This is a genomic window from Halorubrum ruber (genome assembly GCF_018228765.1).
Lineage (GTDB): Archaea > Halobacteriota > Halobacteria > Halobacteriales > Haloferacaceae > Halorubrum > Halorubrum ruber.
In genome coordinates, this window is the sequence record NZ_CP073695.1 from 2,400,099 (window position 1) to 2,426,031 (window position 25,933).

At 70.0% G+C, this 25,933-nt stretch carries 25 protein-coding genes; 17 read left to right on the plus strand and 8 right to left on the minus strand.

Translation table 11 applies throughout. From position 1 onward, the window contains the following. The first annotated feature begins 18 nt into the window (after positions 1–18). The gene (locus tag J7656_RS11865) at positions 19–759 is read left to right on the plus strand and encodes a hypothetical protein (RefSeq protein ID WP_017342697.1); all 741 of its coding nucleotides are present in this window, start codon (positions 19–21) and stop codon (positions 757–759) included. Between the two features lie 10 nt (positions 760–769). Here J7656_RS11865 and J7656_RS11870 read toward each other — a convergent pair whose 3' ends face one another. Both J7656_RS11870 and J7656_RS11875 read right to left on the minus strand, forming a co-directional pair. Then, entirely contained in the window at positions 770–1,285 is a 516-nt protein-coding gene (locus J7656_RS11870; RefSeq protein WP_017342696.1) for a DUF7097 family protein, read from the minus strand. 61 nt (positions 1,286–1,346) lie between these two features. After that, positions 1,347–2,693 carry an alkaline phosphatase family protein gene (locus tag J7656_RS11875; protein ID WP_017342695.1) on the minus strand — a complete coding sequence of 449 codons (1,347 nt, stop codon included), beginning with the start codon at positions 2,691–2,693 and terminating at the stop codon, positions 1,347–1,349. Positions 2,694–2,873: 180 nt separating this feature from the next. Here J7656_RS11875 and J7656_RS11880 point away from each other — a divergent pair, with 180 nt between their 5' ends. From J7656_RS11880 to J7656_RS11920, 9 genes are all read left to right on the plus strand, one after another. After that, on the plus strand, positions 2,874–3,821 hold the full coding sequence (locus J7656_RS11880) for a PhzF family phenazine biosynthesis protein (protein ID WP_017342694.1): 948 nt from the start codon (positions 2,874–2,876) through the stop codon (positions 3,819–3,821). 107 nt (positions 3,822–3,928) lie between these two features. Continuing rightward, positions 3,929–4,123: a DUF7333 family protein gene (locus J7656_RS11885; RefSeq protein ID WP_017342693.1), complete on the plus strand. Its 195-nt coding sequence runs from the start codon at positions 3,929–3,931 to the stop codon at positions 4,121–4,123. A gap of 108 nt (positions 4,124–4,231) precedes the next feature. Further along, entirely contained in the window at positions 4,232–5,182 is a 951-nt protein-coding gene (locus J7656_RS11890; protein WP_017342692.1) for a calcium/sodium antiporter, read from the plus strand. A gap of 95 nt (positions 5,183–5,277) precedes the next feature. Continuing rightward, on the plus strand, positions 5,278–6,726 hold the full coding sequence (locus tag J7656_RS11895; protein ID WP_211553405.1) for a D-aminoacyl-tRNA deacylase: 1,449 nt from the start codon (positions 5,278–5,280) through the stop codon (positions 6,724–6,726). A gap of 145 nt (positions 6,727–6,871) precedes the next feature. Continuing rightward, on the plus strand, positions 6,872–8,029 hold the full coding sequence (ftsZ, locus tag J7656_RS11900; protein ID WP_017342690.1) for a cell division protein FtsZ: 1,158 nt from the start codon (positions 6,872–6,874) through the stop codon (positions 8,027–8,029). Between the two features lie 107 nt (positions 8,030–8,136). Further along, entirely contained in the window at positions 8,137–8,313 is a 177-nt protein-coding gene (locus J7656_RS11905; protein ID WP_017342689.1) for a protein translocase SEC61 complex subunit gamma, read from the plus strand. Continuing rightward, entirely contained in the window at positions 8,313–8,765 is a 453-nt protein-coding gene (locus J7656_RS11910; RefSeq protein WP_017342688.1) for a transcription elongation factor Spt5, read from the plus strand. Before J7656_RS11905 ends, J7656_RS11910 begins: the two co-directional genes overlap by 1 nt. 122 nt (positions 8,766–8,887) lie before the next feature. Next, complete coding sequence (gene artA / locus J7656_RS11915; protein ID WP_017342687.1) at positions 8,888–9,850, plus strand: archaeosortase A; 963 nt, start codon at positions 8,888–8,890, stop codon at positions 9,848–9,850. A gap of 190 nt (positions 9,851–10,040) precedes the next feature. After that, the gene (locus J7656_RS11920; protein WP_017342686.1) at positions 10,041–11,288 is read left to right on the plus strand and encodes an MgtC/SapB family protein; all 1,248 of its coding nucleotides are present in this window, start codon (positions 10,041–10,043) and stop codon (positions 11,286–11,288) included. Positions 11,289–11,334: 46 nt separating this feature from the next. Here the strand turns inward: J7656_RS11920 and J7656_RS11925 are convergent, their stop codons facing one another. The 3 genes from J7656_RS11925 to dph5 all read right to left on the minus strand — a co-directional run bounded on the left by J7656_RS11925 (position 11,335) and on the right by dph5 (position 13,079). Continuing rightward, positions 11,335–11,709, minus strand: a complete 375-nt coding sequence (locus J7656_RS11925) for a CBS domain-containing protein (protein ID WP_017342685.1) — start codon at positions 11,707–11,709, stop codon at positions 11,335–11,337. 76 nt (positions 11,710–11,785) lie between these two features. Further along, the gene (locus J7656_RS11930) at positions 11,786–12,172 is read right to left on the minus strand and encodes a CBS domain-containing protein (protein WP_211553407.1); all 387 of its coding nucleotides are present in this window, start codon (positions 12,170–12,172) and stop codon (positions 11,786–11,788) included. Between the two features lie 109 nt (positions 12,173–12,281). Next, the gene (gene dph5, locus J7656_RS11935; protein WP_211553408.1) at positions 12,282–13,079 is read right to left on the minus strand and encodes a diphthine synthase; all 798 of its coding nucleotides are present in this window, start codon (positions 13,077–13,079) and stop codon (positions 12,282–12,284) included. 173 nt (positions 13,080–13,252) lie between these two features. Here dph5 and J7656_RS11940 point away from each other — a divergent pair, with 173 nt between their 5' ends. From J7656_RS11940 to lrpA1, 3 genes are all read left to right on the plus strand, one after another. Then, positions 13,253–15,148, plus strand: a complete 1,896-nt coding sequence (locus J7656_RS11940; RefSeq protein ID WP_211553409.1) for a 2-oxoacid:acceptor oxidoreductase subunit alpha — start codon at positions 13,253–13,255, stop codon at positions 15,146–15,148. A gap of 3 nt (positions 15,149–15,151) precedes the next feature. Next, complete coding sequence (locus tag J7656_RS11945; protein ID WP_017342681.1) at positions 15,152–16,090, plus strand: thiamine pyrophosphate-dependent enzyme; 939 nt, start codon at positions 15,152–15,154, stop codon at positions 16,088–16,090. A gap of 83 nt (positions 16,091–16,173) precedes the next feature. Continuing rightward, the gene (lrpA1, locus tag J7656_RS11950) at positions 16,174–16,602 is read left to right on the plus strand and encodes an HTH-type transcriptional regulator LrpA1 (RefSeq protein ID WP_017342680.1); all 429 of its coding nucleotides are present in this window, start codon (positions 16,174–16,176) and stop codon (positions 16,600–16,602) included. 41 nt (positions 16,603–16,643) lie between these two features. Here the strand turns inward: lrpA1 and J7656_RS11955 are convergent, their stop codons facing one another. Together J7656_RS11955 and ileS are read right to left on the minus strand one after the other, a co-directional pair. Further along, positions 16,644–17,117 (minus strand): GNAT family N-acetyltransferase, encoded by a 474-nt coding sequence (locus J7656_RS11955; protein WP_017342679.1) that lies wholly within the window; start codon positions 17,115–17,117, stop codon positions 16,644–16,646. A gap of 103 nt (positions 17,118–17,220) precedes the next feature. After that, on the minus strand, positions 17,221–20,373 hold the full coding sequence (ileS, locus tag J7656_RS11960; RefSeq protein ID WP_211553410.1) for an isoleucine--tRNA ligase: 3,153 nt from the start codon (positions 20,371–20,373) through the stop codon (positions 17,221–17,223). Positions 20,374–20,536: 163 nt separating this feature from the next. Between ileS and J7656_RS11965 the strand changes: the two genes are divergently transcribed. Together J7656_RS11965 and J7656_RS11970 are read left to right on the plus strand one after the other, a co-directional pair. Then, positions 20,537–20,821 (plus strand): hypothetical protein, encoded by a 285-nt coding sequence (locus tag J7656_RS11965; RefSeq protein WP_017342677.1) that lies wholly within the window; start codon positions 20,537–20,539, stop codon positions 20,819–20,821. 117 nt (positions 20,822–20,938) lie between these two features. After that, entirely contained in the window at positions 20,939–22,204 is a 1,266-nt protein-coding gene (locus J7656_RS11970) for a carboxypeptidase regulatory-like domain-containing protein (protein WP_017342676.1), read from the plus strand. A gap of 47 nt (positions 22,205–22,251) precedes the next feature. Here the strand turns inward: J7656_RS11970 and J7656_RS11975 are convergent, their stop codons facing one another. Further along, positions 22,252–23,385, minus strand: coding sequence for a pyridoxal phosphate-dependent aminotransferase (locus J7656_RS11975; RefSeq protein ID WP_211553411.1), 1,134 nt, complete (start codon positions 23,383–23,385; stop codon positions 22,252–22,254). 129 nt (positions 23,386–23,514) lie between these two features. Between J7656_RS11975 and J7656_RS11980 the strand changes: the two genes are divergently transcribed. Further along, positions 23,515–24,015, plus strand: coding sequence for a metal-dependent hydrolase (locus J7656_RS11980; protein WP_017342674.1), 501 nt, complete (start codon positions 23,515–23,517; stop codon positions 24,013–24,015). Between the two features lie 650 nt (positions 24,016–24,665). Then, positions 24,666–25,922 (plus strand): NAD(P)/FAD-dependent oxidoreductase, encoded by a 1,257-nt coding sequence (locus J7656_RS11985; protein WP_211553412.1) that lies wholly within the window; start codon positions 24,666–24,668, stop codon positions 25,920–25,922. The last annotated feature ends 11 nt before the right edge of the window (positions 25,923–25,933 follow it).

Consider the following 25,933-nt stretch of genomic DNA (forward strand, 5'->3'; position numbering starts at 1 on the left):
CGAGGACAAACCGGGCTGGTGGAAGCGCTCTTCTTAGACGTGGTTCGCCTCCACGAGACGTGGATGGAGGTGGTCTTCCCGCGGCAGCTCGACCCGAGCGCCGTCTTGGGGAAGTGGAAGCCCGAGACGGCCGTCCAGTCGGTCGGCTACTACCTCTGGGCGGTGCTGGGCGCGCCGCTCGTCGCGGTCGCGTACCCCCTCCTGCTCGTCGGGTTCGCCACGCGCTTTTACGCAGCGAAGCTCGACTCCGCGGTCACCCGCATCGGCGTCGCCGGCGCCGTGCTCGTCGCCGCCGTCGTCTGGGGGACGCTGACGGTGATCACGCACCTTCAGCTCCCGTTCGACGCGGTGATCGCTGTCGGCGCCGCGAGCGCGGTGGCGGTGGTCTCGTCCGCCCTCGCCGCCGGCTTCTCGAAGATCGGCGGGCGGTTCGTCAGCGTCCTGCTCGCGTACCCGTTCGCGATGACGGCGCTGTTCCTCCCGCCGGTCGTCGCCGCGCTCGTCACGCCGACGTTGGAGGGGCTGATCCTCCCGCCGAGCTACGACCTCGCCGAGTGGATCCTCGACACCTTCCTCGCGGTCGGCGGGATCAACGATATTCTCCGGGGCGCGTTCGACCTGGAGACGTTCGGCGAGCAGTGGGGGCTCCCCGGACTCGGCTACGTGCTGATGTGGATCGGCATCTCCGTGCCGCTCGGGTGGTTCCTCGGCCTGCTCGTCGCGCTGGCGAACCTGGTCCGGCCGAAATCGGACGCCTGACTCGATCGACCTACTCCTCGGGGTCGTACTTCTCGCTGGCCGTTTCGAACGACGAAGCCGAGCGTTCGGTCTCTCGCCGTCCCTCGCGTTCCGCGATCGCCTCGGGGCCCGGGCTCGCGTCGTCGTCGATCCGAGCGATCGACTCGTGGACCTTCGCGTGACACCAGCGACAGAGGCCGACCGTTATCTCGTGTCCGTCGTCTCCGTCACCGCCGTACGAGAGGTGATGTTCCTCCACGAGCGGCCGCGAGTCGTCGTGGGCCAGCCGCACGTCGTCTAATCCGCACCGGGCGCAGGTCTTCGCGTCCGTCGTCGACCGGTAGTGCGGGCACCTGAGCCACTCGCCGTCGGCGCCGACGTGGCAGTCGTACCCGTCCGTGCGCCGAGCCGCCGTGAACTCGGGGTCGTCTCCCGCCCGCGTGAGCGCGAAGCGGCACCGGCCGTCGTCGGTGAGGTGGTCGCAGACGCCGGCGACCGCGTACGGGTCGTCGACGCCGACGGGGGTCCCGTCGGGGGTGCGCTCCATACCGGCCGGTGGGGGCGGACTCACTTCAATTCGGTCGCTCAAGCAGGGTGACGGAGGCGGCTCAGACCAAGGAGGCGCCGTCGAAGTCCGTGCGGCCGTAGTCGACGTCGAGCAGCCGGAGGAGGGTCGGAGCGACGTCGAGGAGGTCCGCGTCCTCGACCGTCGCGTCCGGGTGGTCGACGAACAGCGCGGCGTCGTCGAAGGCGTGCATCCCGGTCCGAGGTCCGTTGGGGTCGAACACGCCGTCGTGGGGGCGGAACCCGGACTTGAGGTCGAACCCGTCGTTCGGGAGGACGACGAGGTCGGGCGCGATAGCCGCGTGGTCGCCGCGGAACACCGTCTCGCGGTCGACGACGCGGTCGGCGACCGGGTTCCCGTCGGGGCCGGTCCACGACTCCAGCGCATCGCGCAGCTCCGCGCGCGTCTCCTCGTACTCGGACTCGGGGACCGCGCCGTTCGGCTCGCGGCCCTCCACGTTGAGGTAGAAGCGACCGGGAACGAGCGAGTACGCGCGGGCGTCGTCGTCGATGTCGGCGAGCGCGTCGTGATCGTCGCCCTCGTAGGAGAGCCACCCCTCGCGTTCGAGCCACTCGTTACAGTAGACGTCGTGGCGCAGCCGCCGGAACCCGTGCGTCGAGCCGACGACGAGCGTGACGTCGTCGGGGAGCGCCTCGCGGACCGTCCCGATGTGGTCGTCGAGCGCGGCGTGGAAGGAGAGCAGCTCCTCGCGGTACGTCCCGCCGTCCTCGTAGTCGCCCCACAGGAAGTGGTTGACGCGGTCGGGAGCGGTGAAGACGCCGACGAAGAGGTCCCAGTCGTCGCGCTCGACGTAGCGCTCGAAGGCCGCGGCCCGGGCGTCGAGCGTCTCGCGAGCGTGTTCCAGGAACGCGGTCTTGTCCGCCTTGTGGCCGAGCTTCGCGTTGACCGACAGCCGGTAGTCGCTCTCGGTGAGGTTCTCCCGGAGTTCCTCGGGATGCGCGGCCGCGTCGAGGTCGGGCGAGAGGTAGCCGGAGACCATCCGCTGGACGGTCCGCTGCGGCGGGAACGTGACCGGGACGTTCATCACGGTCGCGTCGAACCCCGCGTCGGTCGCGCGGTCCCACACCCGGGGGGACTGGACGTCTCGGCCCATCGGCACGTACGTGTCGTAGGAGCCGACCTCGCGGTCCTGGAACCCGTACACGCCCGTCTCGCCGGGGTTCTTTCCGGTCGTGAGGCTCGGCCAGCAGGCGCTCGACTCCGCCGGGACGATGCTGTCGATCCGTCCGCCCTCGCCGTCGTCCGCGATCGCCGACAGCGTCGGGAACGTCTCCGGGTTGTCGGCGACGAGCCGGTACGAGAGGCCGTCGATCCCGATGAACGCCACCCGCGGCGTCTCGCTCCCACGCAGCCGGTCGAAGAGGCCCATACACACCCATCCGCGGTCGAGGGCAAAAGGATTGACATCGGTCGCTCCGCCGAACACGAGGCCGACGGCCCCGAGCGGCGGGCGGTCAACGCCCCGCCGGTAATCGATCGGAGGCGCGTGACGACCGGGTCGCCGCCTCGCTCGGGAGGCTTTTTATCTGTGACCCTCAGAGGGGCCGACATGGAGACCCGACGCGTGCTGCTCGTCGACGCGTTCGCCGCGGAGCCGCTGACCGGGAACGCCGCGGGCGTCGTCCCGGACGCCGAGGGGCTGAGCGACGACCAGATGGCCGCGGTCGCCGCCGAACTCGGCGCCTCGGAGACGGCGTTTCTGACCGACGGCGACGGGGCGGCCGGTGACGGCGATAACTCGGCCGGCGACGGCGCGGCCGACGACCGGCTCCGCTACTTCTCGCCGACGACGGAGGTGGACCTCTGCGGGCACGCCACGATCGCGACCTACGGCGCCCTGTTCGCCGAGGGGGCGATCGACGGCGGCGAGCGGACCGTCCGCACGAACGTCGGGGACATCACGGTCGCGGTCGACGACGACGACGGGACCGTCTGGATGCGCCAGCAGGCGCCGAGCGTGGAGGTCGTCGACGTCGACCTCGGCCGGGTCGCGGACGCGCTCGGCGTCGACCCCGCCGCGCTGCGCGACGTGGGCGCGGACCTCCCCGTCGCGGTCGCGTCGACCGGCCTGCCGTTCCTCGTCGTCCCCGTGAACTTCCTCGAACGGCTCGGCGAGGCGGACCCGGACGACGCGGCGGTCGAAGCGCTCGCCGAGGAGTTCGACGCCGCGGGCGTGTACGCGTTCACTTTCGACGCGCTCGACGCGGACTCGACGCTCCACGGCCGGGCGTTCGTCCCGTCGCTCGGCGTCTCGGAGGACCCGGTCACGGGCACCGCGAGCGGGGCCGTCGGGGGGTACCTCCGCCGCGTCGACGCCTTCGACGGCGACGAGCCCGACGAGCTCCGGTTCGAGCAGGGCCACTTCGTCGACAGACCGGGACACGTCCGCGTGCGCGTCGAGGCGGAGGGGGTCCGCGTCGGCGGGCGGGCGATGGTCGCGCTCGACGGCGAGATCCGGATCCCCGACGACGAGGACGACGAGATCATCGAGGCGTAGGCGGCGTCGGTCGATCGCGGCCGCCGAGCCGATCGCGCCCCGTTACCCGTACCGGACGCCGACACCGGAGACCGAACGTTTAGCATCGCTCGCGACGTACCGTGGCTATGGAATTTGACCTTCCACGCGCGGCAGCGATCCTCGTACTGATCGTCGCGATCGGCGCCGGCGGCCTCATCGGCGCGGGGATGATGCCCCTCCAGACGACGCTGATGATGGTCGTCCCGTCGATGCTCGTCTTCGGCGCGCTCGCGTTCGCGATCGGCGTGAAACACGGCGAGTTCCGGTCGGCACACGCCTGAATCGACGCCGAAGACGGAGACGGGTGCCCGACCGCGAAGCGATCAGCCGCGGCCGTCCCCCGACCGGGGATCACGAGCCTTTTGAAACGCCGTTGCGAACCGAGAGCCGTGCTGCCCGGGTCGCCACTCGTCGAACTGCTGTTGATCGCCGGCGGCGTCGCCCTCCTCTACGCCGGCGCCGAACTGCTCGTCGCGGGCGCGAGGGACCTCGCGCTCGCCGTCGGGCTGAAGGCGTCGACCGTCGGCGTCACCGTCGTGGCGTTCGCGACGACCGCCCCGGAGCTGTTCGTCTCCCTGCTCGGCGCCGTCACGGTGTCGACCGACATCGGGCTCGGCGCGATCGTCGGCTCGAACATCGCGAACATCGGGCTCGTGTTGGGCGTCTCCGCGCTGATCCGCCCGCTCGACGTCTCCGACACCGTGTTCCGCCGGGACGTCCCGTTCATGGTGCTGGCCGCGCTGCTGCTCGTCGGCCTCGGCTGGGACGGCCGGGTCGGGCTCGTCGACGGCGTCGTGTTGCTCGCGGCGCTCGTCGCGTTCACCGCCGCGGTCCTGCGGCGCGTCCAGGAGAACCAGTCCGCGATCACCGACAGCGAACGGGACGAGATGCCGGACGCCAAGGCCCGCGACGCCGCGGCGGTCGTCGGCGGCATCGTCGCGCTCGTCCTCGGCTCGCGGTGGCTGATCGACGGCAGCGAGTCGCTTCTGGCGGCCGCCGGCTTCTCCGACATCTTCATCGGGCTCACGGTGCTGGCGCTCGGCACGTCGCTGCCCGAACTGGCCGCGAGCGTCGTGGCCGCGGTGCGCGGCGAGGCGGAGTTCAGCGTCGGCAACGTCGTCGGCTCGAACATCTACAACATCCTCGCGGTCATCGGCATCGTCGCCGTGGTGACCCCCATCGGCGTCGCGCCGGGCGTCCGCAGCTTCGAGTTTCCCGCGCTGCTCGCGTTCACGGCTGCCATCGTCGGGGTGATGGCGTACCGCGAGCGGATCACCCGCGTCGACGGCGCGGTACTCACGGTCGGCTACGGGGTCTTCGTCTACCTGCTGCTGCCGTAGCGCGGGAGACGGACGCCGCTCGGCGCGACCGCGGTGAGGTCGGTCCGGCGACCGGAACCGACGGGTATTCGGTCGCGGGCGGCGGAGCCGGTGCCGTGATAGCGATCGTCGTCAGCCGGGCCGACGGCGCCTCGGCGCACATCGGCGAGCGGCTCTTGGAAGTCGGCGACTGGGAGACCCGCGAGGACGGCTCGCGCCCCGACGCCGACGGAGGCGGGACCTACTATCGGACGGACGGGTTCGAGCTCCGCGAGTTCGACGAGCTCCACATCCGCCTCTCCGACCCGGCGGCCGCCTTCGATTGCGCCCCCGAGTTCCTGGCGTTCGTCTCCCGGCACTCGGGCGAGACCGGGGAACTCCTCACCGCGCACGTCACCGGAAACTTCGGCGGCGCGGAGTACGGCGGCGATCCGGAGTCGCTGGCGCGGGCCGCGCCCGGCGCCGAGAAGCGGGTCGTCGAGGCGCTCGCGCAACACGCGCCCGATGGGTACGAGGTCGGCATCGAGTGCACGCACCACGGCCCGACGGACGTCTCGGTCCCCTCCTTGTTCGTCGAACTCGGCTCCGACGAGCCGCAGTGGGAGGACCCGGATGCGGCCCGGGCAGTCGCGCGGGCGGTCCTCGATCTGCGGGGGACGGGCGCGGACCTATTCGACTGCGACGCCGAGGGGATCGGCGACGGCGACACCGACGCCGGGAGTCGCCCCCGCCACGTCGTCGGCTTCGGCGGCGGCCACTACGCCCCGCGATTCACCCGGATCGTCCGCGAGACGGAGTGGGCGGTGGGTCACGTCGGCGCCGACTGGGCGCTCGCGGACCTCGGCGCGCCGGAGGCAAACCGCGACGTGATCGAGACCGCCTTCGATCGGAGCCGGGCCGAACACGCCGTGATCGACGGCGACCGTCCCGAGCTCGCCGCGGTCGTCGAGAAGCTCGGCCACCGGGTCGTGAGCGAGACGTGGGTCCGCGAGGTCGGCGACGCGCCGCTCCCGCTCGTCGAGCACCTAGAGGCCGAGATCGGTCCCGTCGACGAGGGGCTGCGGTTCGGCGCGGTCGAACCGAGACTGGCCGGCGAGCAGCGCGGCGACGCCGAGGCGGTCGGCGACGCGGTCCGCGTCCGCGAGCTCCCAACAGACCTGCTCGCGCGAGCGCAGGGGCTCGACGCCGACGCGGCGCGCGAGGCGGTCGAGCGCGTCGCCGTCGCGTTCGACACGGAGCAGGGCGGTACCCGCGCGGTCGGGAGCGCCGCGTTCGCGACGGCACCGGAGACCCCGGGCTACGCGGAGCTCGTCGAGGGGCTTGCCGGGGTGCTGGAAACGGGCTACGACGCGGTCGAGGTGGCGCCCGACAAGGGTGCGGTCGTCGCCAGCGAGACGGCGTTCGACCCGGCGCTGGCGGCCGAACGGGGCGTCCCGGAGGGTCCGGCGTTCGGGCGGTTAGCCGACGGGGAGGCCGTCGCGGTCGACGGCGAGACCGTCGAGCTGGGCGACGTGTCGCGGACGCGCACGGACCGGTTCCCGATCGACGGCTCCGGCCTGAAATAATTTATAAACGCCCGCGGCGGCGTCCACTCGCCCGCGGGAGCCGTACGCGCTCGGGTCGGCCGCGAACGCCGGGGATTTCGGTGTCTGACGCGAGTCAGACGAACGGGCAAAAATAAATACGTCCGGGTCGCAACCTCACCACATAATGGACTCCATCGTTGAGGACGCCATCGACGAAGCCGAAGAGGCCCCCGCAGACGACGCCGGGGGAGCCGGCGAGAGCGCCGCCGGAGGGAGCGCCGGCGCGCCGCCACAGACCGGGACGATGACCGACGACGAGCTACAGGACGTCCTCCAAGACCTCCAGACGAACATCACGGTCGTCGGCTGCGGGGGCGCCGGCGGCAACACGGTCAACCGCATGACTGAGGAGGGGATCCACGGCGCGAAGCTGGTCGCGGCCAACACCGACGTCCAGCACCTCGTCAACATCGAGGCCGACACGAAGATCCTCATGGGCCAGCAGAAGACGCAGGGGCGCGGCGCCGGCTCCCTCCCGCAGGTGGGCGAGGAGGCCGCTATCGAGTCCCAAGAGGAGATCCAAGACGCCATCGACGGCTCCGACATGGTGTTCGTCACCGCGGGGCTCGGCGGGGGGACGGGGACCGGCTCGGCCCCGGTCGTCGCGAAGGCCGCCCGCGAGTCGGGGGCGCTCACCATCGCTATCGTCACGACGCCGTTCACGGCGGAGGGTGAGGTGCGCCGGACGAACGCCGAGGCCGGCTTAGAGCGGCTCCGCGACGTGAGCGACACGGTCATCGTCGTCCCCAACGACCGCCTGCTCGACGCGGTCGGGAAGCTCCCGGTCCGGCAGGCGTTCAAGGTGTCCGACGAGGTTCTGATGCGCTCGGTGAAGGGGATCACCGAGCTGATCACGATGCCCGGGCTCGTCAACCTCGACTTCGCCGACGTCCGCACCGTGATGGAGAAGGGCGGCGTCGCGATGATCGGCCTCGGCGAGTCCGACTCCGACTCGAAGGCGCAGGACTCCGTGAAGTCCGCGCTGCGCTCGCCGCTGCTCGACGTCGACATCTCCGGCGCGAACTCCGCGCTGGTGAACGTCACCGGCGGCACCGACATGTCCATCGAGGAGGCCGAGGGCGTCGTCGAGGAGATCTACGACCGGATCGACCCCGACGCGCGGATCATCTGGGGGACCTCCGTCGACGACGAGCTGGAGGGGGAGATGCGCACGATGATCGTCGTGACCGGCGTCGAGTCGCCACAGATCTACGGGAACAACGGCGAGCCGCCGGAGGGCGGCGCGCCGAGCGACGTCGAGGACATCGACTACGTGGAGTGACGGTCGCCGGGCGCGCGGACCGGTCGCCGCGCGACGCGGCGACGCCGTTACCGCTCCGGGGGCGCATCAAAAGGTAAAAACCGTCTCGTCTCGAACCTCAGTCTAACATGGACGTTCCGTACGACCTCAACAGCTACATTCGGGTGCTGAAGCTGGCGAGCACGCCGAGCACCGACGAGTTCCTCCAGGTGTCGAAGATCGCCGGCGCCGGGATCCTGCTCATCGGGTTCATCGGGTTCCTGATCTTCGCGATCATGAGCCTGCTCCCGGGGGTCGGCGCGTAATGCCGATCTACTCGGTCAAGACGACGGCGAGCCAAGAGCGCACCGTCGCCGACATGCTCGCCGAGAAGGAGGCGCCGGAGATCCAGGCCGTCATCGCTCCCGACCAGCTCACGAGCTATGTGATGGTCGAGGCGACCGACGGGACCGCGTTCGGGCGGATCCTCGACGAGATCCCGCACGCCCGCGGCGTCATTCAGGGCGGCGACGGGCCCGCCGAGAGTCCCTTCTCCGAGGTCGAGCACTTCCTCTCGCCGACCCCGGACGTGGAGGGGATCGGCGAGGGCGACATCGTCGAGCTGATCGCCGGCCCGTTCAAAGGGGAGAAGGCGCGCGTCCAGCGGATCGACGAGGGGAAAGATCAGGTGACCGTCGAGCTGTACGAGGCGACCGTGCCGATTCCGGTAACGGTCCGCGGCGACCAGATCCGTGTGCTCGACAGCGAGGAGCGATAGCTCCTCATACTGAGCGAGCGGCGCGACGGACGGCGGAGTCGTGACGGACTGGTCCGGCGCTCTGACGTCGGTCCCACACGCAACGACAAGGGCTTTATTCGACGACGACGGACGAAACGGATATGTTCGGCCACGGCGCGCCGGCGGTGTTGAGCGTGATCCCCGACACGTTCACGTTCGCGTGGATCGTCGCGATCCTCTTCGCGACGGCGTGGCTGCTCGACAGCCGCGGGCTGTCAGCGGGGCGGACGCTCGCGGCCGCGACGTGGGCGCTGTTCGGGCTGTTCTGGCTGTCGACGGTGCCGTACTTCGCGTTCGAACACCAGAGCTACGTGGAGTCGATCCTCGCGCTCGTCGGCTTCCCGGCCAGCGTGTACGCCGGGTACCTCCTGTACGACGGGCGGGCGTCGCTTTTCACCCTCACCCGGGCCATCGCGATTATGCTGTTCATCTACCTCCCGTTCGAGACGATCCCGGCGTTCACGTTCGCCGGGGTCGCGGTGCCGGAGCCCCGTCGGATCCTCATCGAAATCGTGGCTTCGCAGACGGGGGCGCTCATCGACCTGCTCGGGTACGCGCCCGAGGCGGTGACGAGCAACGAGGGGTACGACGCGGCGTACTCGTGGACGCTCGACGACGGCCACACGGTCATCATCCACATCGTGCTGGCGTGTACGGGGCTCGGGAGCATGGCCATCTTCGGCGGCCTGGTGGCCGCCGTCGAGGCGCCGCTCTCCCGGAAGCTCCGCGCGCTCGCGGTGTCGCTCCCGCTCATCTACGTCCTGAACATCCTCCGGACGACGTTCATCTCCGTGGTGGCCGGCAACCAGTACATGCACTGGTACCCGGACCTCGTGTTGACGATGTTCGGCGCGACCGACCCGTACCGCGTCTCCTTCCTCATCTCCGACCGGATCATGAGCCAGCTGTTGGCGGTCGTGGCGCTCATCGCGATCACCTTCCTCGCGGTGCGCGAGCTGCCCGAGCTCGCGGTGATCTTGGAGGACGTCCTCTACCTCATCACCGGCGAGGAACACGACCTGACGGAGTCGCTCGACCTCCCGCGCGAGCCGACGAACCGGTAGCTCGGAGGCCGGACGACGGCACCGGCGGGCGATCGAGGGCGGTCACGTCCCGGAGAACTCCCGTAAATATATAGCACTATATAGCAAGCTATAGACGTGGGCGACGGGTACGAACGACCATGACTGCGAGGATGCGGGACGGATCGCCGGGCTCCGGCCGCGGAGCCCGGCCGCGACGGGGTGGTCGGCGGTGCTGAGCGGAGTCGACCCGTTCGTCTACCTGGAGACGAACGTCGCCAAGCTGGTGCTCGCGACCGCGCTCGGCATGTTCCTCGGGTTAGAGCGGGAGTGGTCCCAGAAGTCGGCGGGGATCCGGACGTTCGCGCTCGTCAGCCTCGCGGCGGCCGTGTTCTCGCTGCTCGACGAGCCGGGGCTGCTCGTCGTTGGCGGCGTGCTGGTGGTCGCCAGCGCGGTCCTGCTCGCGGTCCGGAGCTTCGTCGAGGCCGACGTCGACGGCCTCTCGCTGACGACGTCGGCGTCGATGCTCGTCGCGTACGGGGTCGGCGTCCTCGTCGCCGAGGGGCTCTTCATCGAGTCCGTGACGGTGGCGGTGCTGTCGTCGCTGTTGCTCGTGTTGAAGCGGGAGCTCCACGCGTTCGCGTGGGGGCTCTCCCGGCAGGAGGTCCGCAGCGCGGTGGAGTTCACCATCCTCGCGTTCGTCGTCTTTCCGCTCCTCCCCGCGGAGACGATCGACCCGTGGAACGCGGTCCAGCCGCGGCTCGTCTGGTCGCTCGTGGTCGCGGTCAGCGCCATCGGCTTCGTCAACTACGTCCTCGTCAAGCGGTATCAGGGGCGCGGCTACGCGGTGACGGGCTTCTTCGGCGGGCTCGTCAACTCGACCGCGGTCGTCGCCGAGATGGCGAAGCGCGCGAAGGGGCGGGCGGACCTGCGCGAGATCGCGGTGGGGTCGATCCTCCTCGCGAACGCGGCCATGGCCTTCCGCAACGCCGCTGTGGTCGCCGTCTTCGTCCCGGAGGCGGCGCTCGTCGTCGGGATGCCCCTCGGCGCGATCACGCTGGCGGGGATCGGGGTCGCGGTGTGGCGAAGCGACTGGCGGACGAACATGGAAGCGGAACTCACCTCCCCGTTCAGCCTCGGCAACGCGCTCACCTTCGGCGCGCTCTTCCTCGTCGTGCTGCTCGTCTCGGCGGTCGCCGAGGAGACGTTCGGCGCGGGCGGGTTCGTCGCCACCTCCTTCCTCGCCGGGCTGGTGTCGTCCGGGACCTCGACCACCACGGCCGTCTCGCTGCTCGGGACCGGACAGATCGGGGTCGACACCGCGGTCGCGGGCGTGGTCGCTGGCACGGCCGCCAGCATCCTGATCAAGACCGCCTTCGCGGCGAGTATCGCGCGCGATCTGGTGCGGCCCGTGTTCCTGTGGAACCTTTTGTTGATCGCTGTGGGCGTGATCGCCGGGTTGCCGCTGTTACTGCTCTGATCGCTTTCGGCGCGAAATCGGGCGGAGTCGACGGTCGAGCCGCTTTTCAGGAGAGGTGTTCAGCGATGTCTGTCGACGAGACCATGCCGACGTAGTCGTCGTCGACGACCGGGAGGTGTTTCACGCCGTACATCGTCATCATCGCGGCGACCTCCTGCATCATGAGGTCGGGCGTCACCGTTTCCACGTCCTCGGTCATCACGTCGCGGACCGCCGTCGCCTCGGGGTCGCGCCCGTCGGCGACCGCCCCGACGACGTCGCTCTGTGTGACGATACAGCCGCCGCCGGTCGTCACGACGAGCGCGCTGATGCCGTCGTCACGCATCCGCTTCGCCGCTTCCCGGATCGGCGCCGACGCGCCGATCGTCTCCAGCGGGGTCGACATCACGTCCGCGACGCGGGTCCTGTCGTCGAGATCCATGCCTCGCCGTGTGTTACCGTGTCACATTACTCTTCCGGAACGCACAACGCGGGGCGGGCGCCGCGGTTCCGGCCCGTCACCGCGCCTTCGAGAGGTGCGCGGTGAGGTCCGTCGCCGACACCATCCCGATCGGCCTGCCGTCGGCGTCAGTCACCGGGAGGTGGGTGTACCCGTGCGCGGTCGGCTCCGCCAGCTCTGCGACGGTGTCCTCGCGACCCACCGTGACGACGTCGGTCGTCATGAACGCCTCGACCGGTGTCCGGTCTTTCGGGTCGTTGTCGCGGACGAGCGCGACGAAGTCCGTCGCGGTGATCAGCCCGGCCAGCGTCCCGTCGGGCTCGACAACGAGGATCGAACCGACGCCGGTCTCGCGCATCCGCTTCGCCGCGTCGGCCGCGGCGGCCCCGCGTTCGATCGTGGTGAGGTCGGTCGACATGAGCCGGTCGACGGGCACGTCGTTCATGGAGCGTGGTAACGCGAGGCACGGTAATCAAACGTCCGGTCGGCGGGAGGCGGTCGCGGGGTCCGACCGCCGTGGGGTGCGACCGCTGCGGGGTCCGACCGCGTGGAACTCACTCCTCGACGAGCGACTCGGGGGCGTCGGCGAGGCCGACGAGGGCGTCCGCCTCGACGTGGTGGAGGTCGCCGGGGATCACGAGCAGGTGGAGCGGGTCGCCGAACTCGCGGTCCGCGAGCGCGCTCAGGCGGTCGGCCGCGACGACCGCGTCCGGCGAGCCGGCGCGCGCGACGACGACCGCGAGCTCGTCGCCCCAGTTGTCGGCGAGTAACCCGGCGGCGACGTCCGCGGTCATGTACTCCTCGTGGTCGGGGTCGGGTCCGGTCGGTCCCGTACCGACCTTGATGTCGAGGTAGACGACGGTGTGGAGCCCGCGCTCCCGGTTCGCCTCGATCGTCTCGATTACGCTCGCGGGCACGTCGTCGCCGCCGTGCGCGTACGGGAACGGCAGCGTCGTCGCCTTGCCGAACCGGTAGTTCTGGAGGCCGGTGAGGCTCGACGCCGCCGACTGCGCGGTGACGCCGTGGATCACCCGCGTGTCGATCTCTCGCTCCTCGGCGCGAAGCCGGAGGTCGGTGTGAGTGGTCGAGATCATCGTGTCCCCGGCGGTGAGGAACGCGGCGTCGCCGGACGCGGCCGCGTCGAGGATCGGCTCCGGGTCGCGCTCGACGCCGTCGCGGTCGCGGACCTCGACGTCGACGCCGTGGTACGCCTCCAGGTCGGCGACGTCGGCGCCGACGAGCCGGCTGGTGTAGAACTCCGCGAAGACGCGGTCGGCCTCGCGCAGCGCCTCTCGTCCCTCGACGGTGACGGAGCGCTCGTCGTAGAGGCCGAGCCCGATGAACGTGAGCATGCGAGCGCTCGGCGCGCGTCGAAGTAAAAGGGCGCGGAACCCCGGTCGGCGGCGTGGGACAGCGTGGCACCCTAATAGACCTTCATGATTGTCCCTTGGGATTCCATAGCAAGCCCTAAGAGGGAACCAACACAACTTCGACCCACGAGGCCCACTCGGGCTCACACACCACTATGACTGACGACGAACTCATCTGGCGGATATCGGGGGGGTCCGGTGACGGGATCGCTTCGACAAGCCAGAACTTCGCGAAGGCCTTGATGCGATCGGGGCTCAACGTCTTCACGCATCGGCACTACCCGTCGCGGATCCGCGGCGGTCACACCTACACCGAGGTCCGCGCGTCGGCGGACCCCGTCGAATCCCGGGGCGACGGCTACAACTTCCTGCTCGCGCTGGGCGACTCGTTCGCCCGCAACCCGCAGGAGGAGGCCGTCTACGGCAACGAGGAGATCAAGCCGCTCTCGGAGAACCTCGACGAGCTCCGCGAGGGCGGGGTCATCGTCTACGACGAGGGACTCCTCGACGCCTCGGAGATTCCGAACTTCGACGAGCGCGTCGAGGAGAACAACTGGCACGTGTACCCCCTCGACCTCCGCGGGCTCGCCCGCGATCAGGGTCGTGAGGTCATGCGGAACACCGCCGGCGTCGGCGCGACCTGCGCGCTGACCGGGATGGCTCTCGACCACGTCCAGGACCTCATGCGCGACGCGATGCCGGAGAAGATCCTCGAACCGAACCTCGAGATCCTCCAGATCGCGTACGATCAGGTCAAAGAGGAGTACGACGTGGACGCGCCGGACGTGTCGGTACCGACGGGCGAACACGACGAAGAGCAGCTCCTCATGTCCGGCTCGGACGCCATCTCCTACGGCGCCATCGACGAGGGCTGCCGGTTCATCGCCGGCTACCCGATGACGCCGTGGACCGAGGTGTTCACCATCATGACGCAGAACCTGCCGAAACTCGGCGGGATCTCCGAGCAGGTGGAAGACGAGATCGCGGCGGCCGCGCTCGCGGTCGGCGCCTCGCACGCCGGCGTGAAGGCGATGTCCGGCTCCTCAGGCGGCGGGTTCGCGCTGATGTCCGAGCCGCTCGGGCTCGCGGAGATGACGGAGACGCCCGTCGTCCTCGTCGAGGCCATGCGCGCCGGCCCCTCGACCGGGATGCCGACGAAGCCGGAGCAGTCCGACCTCGAACACGTCCTCTACACCTCGCAGGGCGACTCCCAGCGCGTCGTCTTAGCGCCCGGGACCGTCGAGGAGGCGTACGAGCAGTCGCGGCTCGCCTTCCGGCTGGCCTACGAGTACCAGATCCCGTCGATCCTCCTGTACGACCAGAAGCTCGGCGGCGAGCTGAAGAACGTCCCGAAGAGCCACTTCGACCGCGAGCCGAACCCGACGCTCGGGAAGACGCTCTCCGAGGACGCGCTCGCCGACGAGCCGCACTCGCCCGACGGGAAGTTCCACCGGTTCCAGCACGACGTCGAGGACGGCGTCTCCCCGCGGTCGATCCCCGGCCAGAAGGGCGGTCGCTTCCTCGCGACCGGCAACGAGCACGACCCCACCGGGCACATCGCGGAGTCGCCCGACAACCGCGTCGCGCAGATCGACCGGCGGACCCAGAAGCTGGAGGCGATCCGCGACGACCTCAACCAGGAGGACACCGGCTCGTACGCCGGCCCCGAGGACGCCGAGTACGGCATCCTCACGTTCGGCAGCCAGCAGGGGACCGTCGAGGAGGCGGTCGGTCGCCTCAACGACGCCGGGATATCGGTGAAGTCGTACGGCGTCTCAGACATGCTCCCGTTCCCGACCGAGCAGGTCAGGGAGTTCGTCGAGAGCGTCGACGAGGTCCTCGTCGTCGAGATGACGGCGTCCGGACAGTTCCGCGGGCTCGTCCAGAAGAACCTCGGTCAGTACGGTGAGAAGCTGTCGAGCCTGCTGAAGTACAACGGGAACCCGTTCGAGCCGGCGGAGGTCGTCGACGGGTTCGAGGCCGCGATCGTCGAGGGCGACGGCGACGCGTCCGGTCATCAGACCACCTTCGTCCCAGCCGCAGGTGACTAACCAATGAGCACGTTTTCAGCGATCGGAGAGGAGCGAGAGATCGACCGCGACGAGTACACCCCCGGCGTGGAGCCGCAGCCGACGTGGTGTCCCGGCTGCGGTGACTTCAGCGTCCTGAAGGCGCTGAAACAGGCGCTGCCGGAGGTCGGGCGCACGCCCGAGGAGACCCTGCTGTGCACGGGGATCGGCTGTTCGGGCAAGCTGAACAGCTACCTCGACACGTACGGGTTCCACACGATCCACGGGCGCTCGCTGCCCGTGGCCCGCGCCGCGAAGCTCGCGAACCCCGACCTCGAAGTGATCGCCGCCGGCGGCGACGGCGACGGCTACGGGATCGGCGGGAACCACTTCATCCACACGGCCCGGGAGAACCACGACATGACGTACATCGTGTTCAACAACGAGATCTTCGGGCTCACGAAGGGGCAGACCTCCCCGACCAGCCCGAAGGGCCACAAGTCGAAGACGCAGCCCCACGGGAGCGCCAAGGAGCCGATCAAGCCGCTCTCGATGTCGCTGAACGCCGGCGCCTCCTACGTCGCCCGGACGGCCGCGGTGAACCCGAACCAGGCGAAGGAGATCCTCATCGAGGCGATCGAACACGACGGGTTCGCGCACGTCGACTTCCTCACCCAGTGTCCGACGTGGAACAAGGACGCGCGCCAGTACGTCCCGTACATCGACGTCAACGAGTCCGACGACTACGAGTTCGACAAGACGGACCGCGTCGAGGCCGCCGAGATGATGCGCGAGACGGAGGAGTCGCTGTACGAGGGCGAGGTGCTCACCGGCCGCTTCTACGTCGACGAGGAGCGACCCTCCTACGGGGCCGAGAAGCAGGAAATCGGCGAGATGCCCGAGGAGCCGCTGGCCGAGCGCTACTGGGACGACGACTACGAGTGGGAGCGCTCCCACGACATGTTCCTCGACAAACACGCCTGAGCGGGACCGGCGGCCGTTCACGGCGCAGTGCGTTCGTTTTTTGATTCGCAAGGTATTTTTTCATTGGTGACAAACGAAGTAGTATGAGTACCGTATCGACGGAGGAACGGATCCTCTCCGTGTTAGAAGAGGACGCACAGGCGTCCTGCGGAGAGATCGCCGAGCAGGCCGACGTCTCGAAGCCGACGGTGCGGAAGTACATCGACCGCCTCGAGGAGCGGGGCGTGATCGTCGGCTACTCCGCGGAGGTCGACCCGAAGAAGCTCTCGTCGCAGTCGATCGCCATGGTCGGGATGGACGTCGACTCCGGACAGTACGTGGAGGCAACCCGCGAGCTGAAGTCGCTCGACGAGGTCCAGGCGCTGTACACCTCCTCCGGCGACCACATGCTGATGGCCGAGGTCCGCGCCGGCGACGGCGACGAGCTCGGCGACGTCATCTCCGAGAAGCTGCTCGGCGTCGACGGCGTCACCGCGGCGCACCCCTCGTTCCTCCAGGAGCGCCTGAAGTAAGCCGACGCAAAAACCCCGTTTTCCGACGTCGCGCTCGCGGGTTACGTGAGCGTGTGCGGGTCCGCGACGACGACCGTCTCGTCGCCGGCGGGACCCCGGCGGGTTCCCCGCCGCGTGAACCCGTGCGCGCTGAAGAACTCCTCCGCGCTGGGACGGTCCGGCGGGACCGTCGCGCGGAGCGCCTCGATGTCGCGGTCGACGAGCGCGTCCCCCACGCGGGAGAGCAGCTCGTCCGCGACGCCCTCGCCCGCGCGGTTCGGGTGGACCCACAGCGCCAGCAGCTCCGCCTCCGTCCCGCCCTGATCGGGGTGTGCGATCGCGATGCCGACGGGGCCCTCCTCGACGTCTTCCATCAGAAACGACCACTCCGCCTCGGCGGCGGCCTCGCGGACGCCGGCGGCGGACACGTCGAGCAGGGGCGCGCCGATGTCGTCGAACACCGTCTCCTCGCGGGCTCGCGAGACCGCCGTTCGCAGGTCCTCCGCGTCGTCGGGCCGAGCCGCCCGGACATCCATGTTCGACCGTGAGTAAAGAACGCACCTATAGGTTTCGGGATGCGAACTGTTGGCACAGTACCGCCGGGAGAAGGAGCCGGGGGAGCGGGGAGCTACCGAGCCCTTACGCGACCGGCTCGATTCCGATCGTGACGGTCGTCTCCTCGACCGTCCACTCCTCGACGAGGCCGCCCGCGGCCTCGGCGGCGTCGATCGGGTCGTCCAGCCAGGCGTCGGCGCGGACCTCACCGGCGATGAGGTCGGCGTGGTCGTCCACGAAGCCGGCCACGCGCTCGTCGTCGACGGCGACGCCGACGCGGATCCGCGCCTCGACGTCCAAGTCGAGCTCCTTGCGCATCTCCTGAACGCGGCGGATCACGTCGCGGGCGTACCCCTCGGACTCGATCTCGGGAGTCAGCGAGGTGTCGACGTAGACGGTGCCGCCCTCGAAGTCGGCGCCGGAGACGTGTTCCGGCGGTTCCGCGACGTACTCGACCATCTCGTCGTCGAGGTCGACCGGCTCGCCGTCGACGGTGACCTCGCCGCCCTCGACCGCCGCGCGGGTGGCGCCCTGGACCGCTTCCATCACCTTCTGCGCGTCGCCGCCGAACGCGGGACCGATGGCGGCCATCTGCGGCTCCGCGGTCTCGACCAGCTCGTCGAAGGCGTCGGTGACGACGACCTCGCGGGCGTTGACGCGGTCGGCAATCAGGGCTTCGAGCCGGTCGACCGCGGCCGCGACCGTCTCGTCGTCGGTCTCGACGACGACGCGCGGCACGGGCCAGCGCAGCTTGCGGCCGGCCTGCTGGCGCGCGTTCGCGGCCGCCTCCTCGACGTCGCGGAAGACCGCCACGTCGCGTTCGAGGTCCGGGTCGCGCAGGTCGGCGTCCGGCTCGGGGTACGACAGCGCGTGGACGGTCGTCGACTCGCCGTCGAGCCGCTGGTACATCCGCTCGGTGAGGTACGGCGCGATCGGCGCGAGCAGCCGGATCACCTCGTCGAGGACGGTCGCGAGCGTGGCGTACGCGCCGCGCTTCGAGGCGGAGTCGGCCTCCTCCCACATGCGGTCGCGGACGGCCTTCACGTAGAACCGCGAGACGTCCTGCGTGACGAACTCGATCACGGCGTTGACTGCGTCGCTGACCCGGTAGTCGTCCCAGGCGTCGGCGACCTCGGCCTCGACCGACTGGAGCCGCGAGAGCACCCACTCGTCGACGAGCTCCAGCTCGCCGTCCGAGAGGTCGGCGTCGGCGGGGTCGTAGCCGTCGAGCTCCATGTACTCCAAGGGGAACCGGAACACGTTCCAGAGGATGTTGAGCTTCCCCTGGATCTCGCCGAGCCCGTCCCACTCGAACGCGAGGTCGACCCCTTGCTGGTCGTGGCTGAGGAGGTAGGTGCGGAGCGGGTCGCGGCCCGCGCGCTCGATCGCCTCCTCCGGCGTGACGATGTTGCCGACCGACTTCGACATCTTGCGGCCGTCCTCGTCGTTGGCGAAGCCGTGCATCAGCACCTCCTCGTAGGGGATTTCATCGACCGCGGCGGTCCCCATCCCGAGCTGCGACCAGAACCAGCCGCGGGTCTGGTCGTGCGCCTCGATGATGAGGTCGGCGGGCCACAGCTCGTCGTGGGCGGCCTCGTCGCTCGGGTAGCCGAGCGTGCCCCACGTCGCGACCGAAGAGTCGAGCCACACGTCGAACACGTCCTCGACCCGGCGGTACGTCGTTCCGTCCTCGACGATCGTGAGGTCGTCGACGGAGGGGCGGTGGAGATCGATCGAGTCGGGATCTATGTCCTCCTCGACGCGCTCGGCGAGCTCCTCGCGGGTGCCGATCACGATCATCTCCTCGTCGAGGTTGCCGGCCTCCGCGTCCTCCGGCACCCAGATGGGGATCGGGACGCCCCAGTAGCGCTGGCGGGAGACGTTCCAGTCGGGCGCGTCCTCGATGAAGTCGCGGAAGCGGTTGTCGCGTGCCCACGCCGGGTGCCACTCGGAGTCCTCCATGTTGTCGAGGAGGTCCTCCTTCACGTCCGTGATCGAGATGAACCACTGGTCGGTGACCAGCTGGATGATCCCGGTGTCACAGCGCCAGCAGTGGCCGTAGCTGTGCTCGACCGTGCCGTGCGCGAGCATGTGGCCGTCGGCGACGAGGTCGTCGACGATGTCGTCGTTGGCGTCGCGCACGAACTGGCCGGCGTACTCGCCGGCGGCCTCGGTGAACTCGCCGTTCGGCCCGACCGGGCAGAAGATATCGAGCCCGAGCTCCGTGCCGCGGTGGAAGTCCTCCTCCCCGTGGCCCGGCGCGGAGTGGACCAGCCCGGTGCGGTCGGCCTCCACGTAGTCGGCGGCGTACACCTGCCCCGCGCCCTCGAAGTCGGGGTACTCGGCGACGCGGTCGGCGAGCGGGTGGTCGTACGCCCAGCCGACGAGCTCGTCGCCGGTGAGCTCGGCCTCAACCTCGTAGGACTCGTACCGGCCCTTCTGTAACACGTCCTCGACACACTCCGCGGCGACGTACAGCAGCTCCTCCTCGCCGTCCTTCTCCGCGCGGACGGCGTTGTAGGTGAGCTCCTCGTCGACGGCGACGAAGGTGTTCGCGGGGACCGTCCACGGCGTCGTCGTCCAGATGACGAGGCTCCCCTCGCGGTCCGCGAGCGGGAACTTCACGTAGATGGAGGGGTCCTCGACGTCCTCGTACTCGACCTCGTTGTTGGCGAGCCCGGTCTCGCAGCGCGGGCACTGCGAGATGGACCGTTTCCCCTGCTCGACGAGCCCGTTGTCGGCGACCTCGGAGAACGCCCACCAGGCGGCCTCCATGTACTCGGGCGAGATGGTCTCGTAGGGGTCGTCCCAATCCATCCAGACGCCGATCGACTTGAAGTCCTCGTCCATCGCCGCCCGGTTCTCTAAGGCGAACTCCTTGCACTTCTCGATGAACGGCTCCATCCCGTACGCCTCGATGTCCCGCTTGTTCTCGAAGCCGAGCTCCTCCTCGACTTTGACCTCGATCGGGAGCCCGTGCATGTCGTAGCCGGGGCGGTCGGTGACGCGGTGGCCGGTCATCCGCTTGTGTCGGATGACGGCGTCCTTCAGCGTCTTGTTCCAGGCGGTCCCGAGGTGCATTTGCCCGGAGGTGTACGGCGGCCCGTCCACGAAGAAGAACGGCGGGTCGTCGGCGTGCGCCTCTTTCGCCGCCTCGTAGGCGTCGTGCTCGTCCCAGTACTCGTCGACCGCGGACTCGACGTCCGCGGGCGCGTACTGGTCGTCGATCTGCTCCATACGCGTTGGTCTGCGCGCGCGTATTTGAATACGGCGGAGTCGTGGGAACGGTTCAGCGGCGACGGAGTCGCCGGAACGGTTCAGCGGCGGCGGACTCGCCGGAACGGTTCGAACGAGGCGGAACGGGACAAGACACTTCTGCCGGGAACCGAACGCTCCGGCTATGGAGATGCCGCGAGTCGTGCGCGAGAACCTCGGGTACACCCTCCTCGGCGGGCCGGCGCTGGCCGCCGTCTCGTTCGTCGCCGGCGCGGTGCTATTCGGCACCGTCGCGGGCATCGTCGCCGCGGTCGCGACGTACGCGCTCGGGTGGGCGCTCTCGGCGCGGCGGTCGGCGTCGGAGCGGTCGACGTCGGAGCGATCGGCGTCGGACACGGACGACGAGCGCGAGCGCCGCGAGCGGGAAGCCGAGGCGGGGAAGGGCGGCTTCGGCGGGGGCGGCGGGTAGCTGAGGGGTACACAGCGGCCGCCGGCCCGTCGAACCGCCCGGGCGACGGGGCAGTCTGCGCCCTCTCCGGGCGAGTAATCGGCCTATACCAATACCGACGGCGTCCGTACGTCGCGTATGAACGTCGCACGTTCGACGCTGGTCGGCGCGGCAGTACTGTTCGTCGCGGTCGCCGCGACCGGCGGGGCGCTCGCCGCCGATCCGGTGACGCTCACCGTCTCGGTGACCGACCAAGACGGCGGCGCCGTCGGCGGCGCGACCGTCGAGGCGACGTGGGAGACCGAGGCGGGCGAGACGGGCACCGCGTCGGGGACGACGGCGAACAACGGGAACGTGCTCCTCGACGTGCCCGAGGGCGCCAGCGTCGAACTGGACGTCGACGACGACACGTACGTTCGGAACCGACCGCTCCGGATCGCCAACGCGAGCGAGTCGAGCGTCGCGCTCGGCGTCGCCCGGAGCGGGACCGCGACGGTGACCGTTGTCGACGACGAGAACCGGTCGCAGCCCGACGCGACGGTGCGGATCCGCGAGGACGGGCGGACGGTCGACCGCGGCGAGACCGACGCCGACGGCGTCTACGAGACGGCGCGCCTCGAACGGGGGGCGTACGAGGCCGTCGTCGTGAAGCCGGGGTACTTCGAGGCGGAACGCGAGGTGGAGGTGGGACCGGACACGGCGACGACGGTCGCCGTCGAGCGGGGCACCGTGACGCTCGACGTGCGCGCCCTCGACGACCACTTCGACCCGCCCATCCCGATCGAAACGGGAGCGGTCCGAGTCTCCTCGTCGGTGTACGACGGCGAGGTGAGCGTGACCGAAGGGACGGCCTCGCTCAACGTCCCCGTGAACGCCGCCTACAGCGTCGAGGTCGTCAAGGAGGGGTACGAGGCCTCGGCCGAGCGGGTCAGGGTGCGGGAGTCGCCGGCGAGCGTGAACGCCACCGCGCAGCGGACCGCGGCGCTGACCGTCACGCCGGCGAACGAGCGCGTCCTCGTCGGCGAGACGACCCGCGTGACGGTGCGGAACGCCTACGAGGAGCCGGTCGCGGGCGCGACGGTCGAGGTCGACGGCGAGGCCGTCGAGGAGACCAACGACCGCGGCGAGGTCGACGTGTCCATAGCGTCGGCCGGAAACCGGACGATCGTCGCCCGGGACGGTGACATCGCTTCCGACCCGGTGATGGTCGAGGGCGTCGACAGCGCGTCGGAGGCGGACGGGACCGACACGGATGACGGGAACGGCTCTGACGACGCCGGAAACGGCTCCGACGGCGCGGGCGACAACGGGACCACGGACGACGGGAGCCCCGGATTCGGTGTCGTCGTCGCGGTCCTCGCCCTGCTCGCGGTCGGCGCTGCGAGCCGAGTCCGCGGTCGATGAAGCGGCCGGTTGAGAGGAGGATCAGAGCCGGTCGATAGCGTCGCCGCTCACCGCGGGTCGGCCGGCGTTTCCGGCGCGCCGTCGGCGAAGTAGTCCGCGAGCCGCTCGGCCGCCTCCGTCGCGCGCGGCGTCACTAAGGCGAACCGGATCCACTCGTCGCGGGCGGTGCCGAACGCCTCGCCCGGCATGCCGGCGACGCCCGCCTCGTCGACCAGCCGCTTGACGTTCGCCATCGTGCCGGGGAACCCGTCGAAGCGCGCGAGCACGTAGAAGGCGCCCTCCGGGCGGCTGTACTCCGCGCCGGCCGCGTCGAGCGCGTCGGTGAACGCGTCGACGCGCTCGGCGAGCAGCTCGCGCGACTCGGCGTAGTAGTCCGGCGGCGTCTCGGCGAGCGCGTGGTGGACCGCGTACTGGGAGGGGCGCGCGCCGGTGACGTTCACGAGCATGTGTCGCGTATTGGCCGCGTCGACGTGCGCCTCGGGGAAGACGCCGTAGCCGACGCGGAGCCCCGTGATCGCCATCGACTTCGAGAAGCCGCTGGTGACGATCACGCGGTCCGAATCGAGGGTGAGGGCGGACTCGAACGAGCCGGCGAGGTCGAACCGGTCGTACACCTCGTCGACGACGACCACGGCGTCGACCGCCTCGGCGACACCGACGACCTCGCGGACCGCGTCGAGGTCGTAGACGGCGCCCGTGGGGTTGTTCGGCGTGTTGAGGACGACGAGGGCGGTGTCCTCGCTCGCGGCCTCGCGGACCGCGTCGACATCGAGGCCGCCGTCGCGCTCCGTGGGGACGAGCATCGGCTCCCCGCCGAGCAGATGGGTCTTCCCGGGGTAGTACGGATACACAGGGTCCATGAGCAGCGCCTCGTCGCCGGCGCCGCGGTCGAGCGCGCGCGCCATGGCAAGGTAGTTCGCCTCGCCGGTGCCGTTGGTGACGACCACGCGCTCGGGGTCGACGCCGCGGCGCTCGGCGATCGCCTCCCGGAGCTCGCGGAGCCCGTCGCTCGGCGGGTACTGGAAGTCGGCGGGGGGCAAGTCGGCGTACTCGCGGAGCGCGTCGCGGAGCGCGGCGGGCGGCTCCCAGTCGGGGTTGCCGCTCACCATGTCGATGACGTCGCCGTCGGCGGCCGCGGCGTACTGCATCACGTGGAAGAACTTCGGCTCCTCGTACTCCATACGGGCGGGTCGGGCGCGCCCGCCGTGGCTCTTTCGACCCGAACTCCGGGGCTCCCTGAGAGGTAGGCGCCGTCTACCGCCGTCGCCGCGATCCGGTGGTTTGACCTATCGACACGCACAGCGAGCGGTATGAACAAACGCGGCCACGTCCTCAACGGCCTGCTGCTCGCCCTCGGGCTCGGGTTCATCGTCGAGCCCGGCCTCGACGCGGCGACCGCGACCACCGTCGCCGAGATCACCGTCCCGGTCGTGTTGGGGGCGCTGTTCCCCGACGTCGACACCGCCTTCGGGCGCCACCGGAAGACGCTCCACAGCCTCCCGGTGCTGGCGATCTTCCTCGCGTACCCGATCGTCTTCGGGAACCTCCAGTACGTGTGGATCGGCGTGTTGACCCACTACCTCCTCGACGTGGTCGGGAGCCGGCGCGGCATCGCGCTGTTCCACCCGCTCTCGGACAAGGAGTACGGGCTGCCGAGCGGCGTGACGACGAGCAGCAAGTACGCCGACCTCGTCACCGTGATCATCACCGCGATCGAGCTGGCGGGCTTCTGGGCGATCCACACCTACGTCGTCAACCTCGACCTCGACCTCTCGGCGGCCTCGCAGGCCGCGACCGGATTCGGCTTATAAACGAATCGCGGCTGAGGCGGTCTTTCGGTGATCGACGGCGTCGAGGATAGCGTGAAGGGTTTAGCCGGTTGTTTATAAACAAGCGACACCGGATCGGCGGCGCACAGTTTCGGATTTTCAGCGGTTCGTTTATAAATGAATATCCGTGGATCGACCGCAAGCGCTCGCAAAGCCCCAGCCGCTTACTTATAAATAACCGACAGTAGATCGGCCGCGGACACTGCCGAGGCCTCAGCTACTTACTTATAAATAGCTGCTAACGGCTCGGCGACGATCTCCTCCAAAGCCCCAGCCGCGAGGGCGGCGCACGCTCGCTGTCGCCCGAAAATCAAAGATTTTCGGGATGACGAGAGAGCTTCGCTCTCTCGAACCACGCGCTTCAGTCGCTCGCGCTGCTCGCTCCCTCCAGTGCTTGCGTCGCCTGCGCCGCCCTCGCGACTGCCCCTTTGAGTCCCACCCGACCGCTCCGCACAGCACCTCACGCCTCCCCAGCCTCGTCGCTCGCTTGGGGCTCCCTCCGGTCGCCCACATCGCTCGCGACTCCCTCGCGCGTGCGACTCACGCCCTTCGGGCGTTCGTCGGCACGCGCCACCGCAGTGTTTTCATCGCCGTCCCGGTGGCTTTTCGTCGTCGCTCGCGTGTCTCGGGGCATGACCGAGGAAGACGAGTCAGCGCCGTCAGTCGCGGTTGTCGGCGGCGGCGCGGTCGGCGTCACGGCGGCCCGCGACCTCGCGGCGCGCGGCGCCGACGTGACGCTGTTCGAGCGCGGGGAGTTAGCGGCCGAGAGCTCCGGCCGCGCGGCAGGCGTCCTCTACGACGCCTACGCCGAGGACGTCGACGCCGCGGTCGGCGCCCGCGCGCTGGAGCGCTTCCGCGCGTTCGACCGCTCGCTGCCCGGGTTCTCGTTTTCCGCGTGCCCGTACGTGATCGCGGTCCGCAAGGGCGACCCCGACGCCGACGCCGTCCCGGCGATGGTCGAGCGCATGCGCGAGCACGGCCGCGAGGTGTCGCTCGTCGACCCCGACGCGCTCGGTAAGCGCTTCCCCGCCATCCGCACCGACGACCTCAGCGTCGCGGCGGTCGCCGAGGGTGCGGGGTGGACCAACCCGCCGAGCTACGTCCGCGCGCTCGGCGAACGGGCCGCTCGGGAGGGGGTCGCGATGGAGACGGAGACCGCTGTCGCGCTCGGTCCGCGGACCGACGCGGGGCGAGAAATCTCGATTCACAACGGTGAAAACGGAAGTTCGGGGACCGAAACGCGCGCATTCGACGCCGTCGTCGTCGCGGCCGGGGCGCACACCCGGTCGCTGCTCGCGGACGCCGGCGTCTCGGTCCCGGTCGTCCCCTACCGCGTTCAGGCGCTCGTGACCTCCCGCCCGTACGACGGGCCGATGGTCTACGACGCCACCGCGGACGCGTACCTCCGCCCGCACCCGGAGGGGCTGCTCGCGGGCGACGGCACGGAGCCGGTCGCGGCCGACCCCGACGATTACCGACGCGAGTCGGACGACTGGTTCCGCGAGGACGTTGGTGCGGTCCTCGACGAGCGACTCGCCCGCGGCGACTCGCCTGAGCGGACCGACCGCGACCTCGCCGACGCGCGAGCGTGGGCCGGGCTCTGTACCGCGACGCCGGACGGCGACCCGGTCGTCGGACCGGTGGACGCGGATGGCGCTCCCGCCCCCAGCCTATTCGTCGCCGCCGGCTGGCAGGGGCACGGGTTCATGCGCGCGCCGGCGATCGGCGAGACGGTCGCCGAGGGCGTGCTCGCGTCGCTCGCGGGCGTCGGGTTCGGGGATCCGGACTCCCCGTGGATCGGCGCGTTCGACCCGGGGCGGTTCGACGGCGACGAGGAGTTCGAGATCGTCGAGGGGATGTCGCTGTCGACCCGGACGGACGATACTTAAAAGGCAGCCGC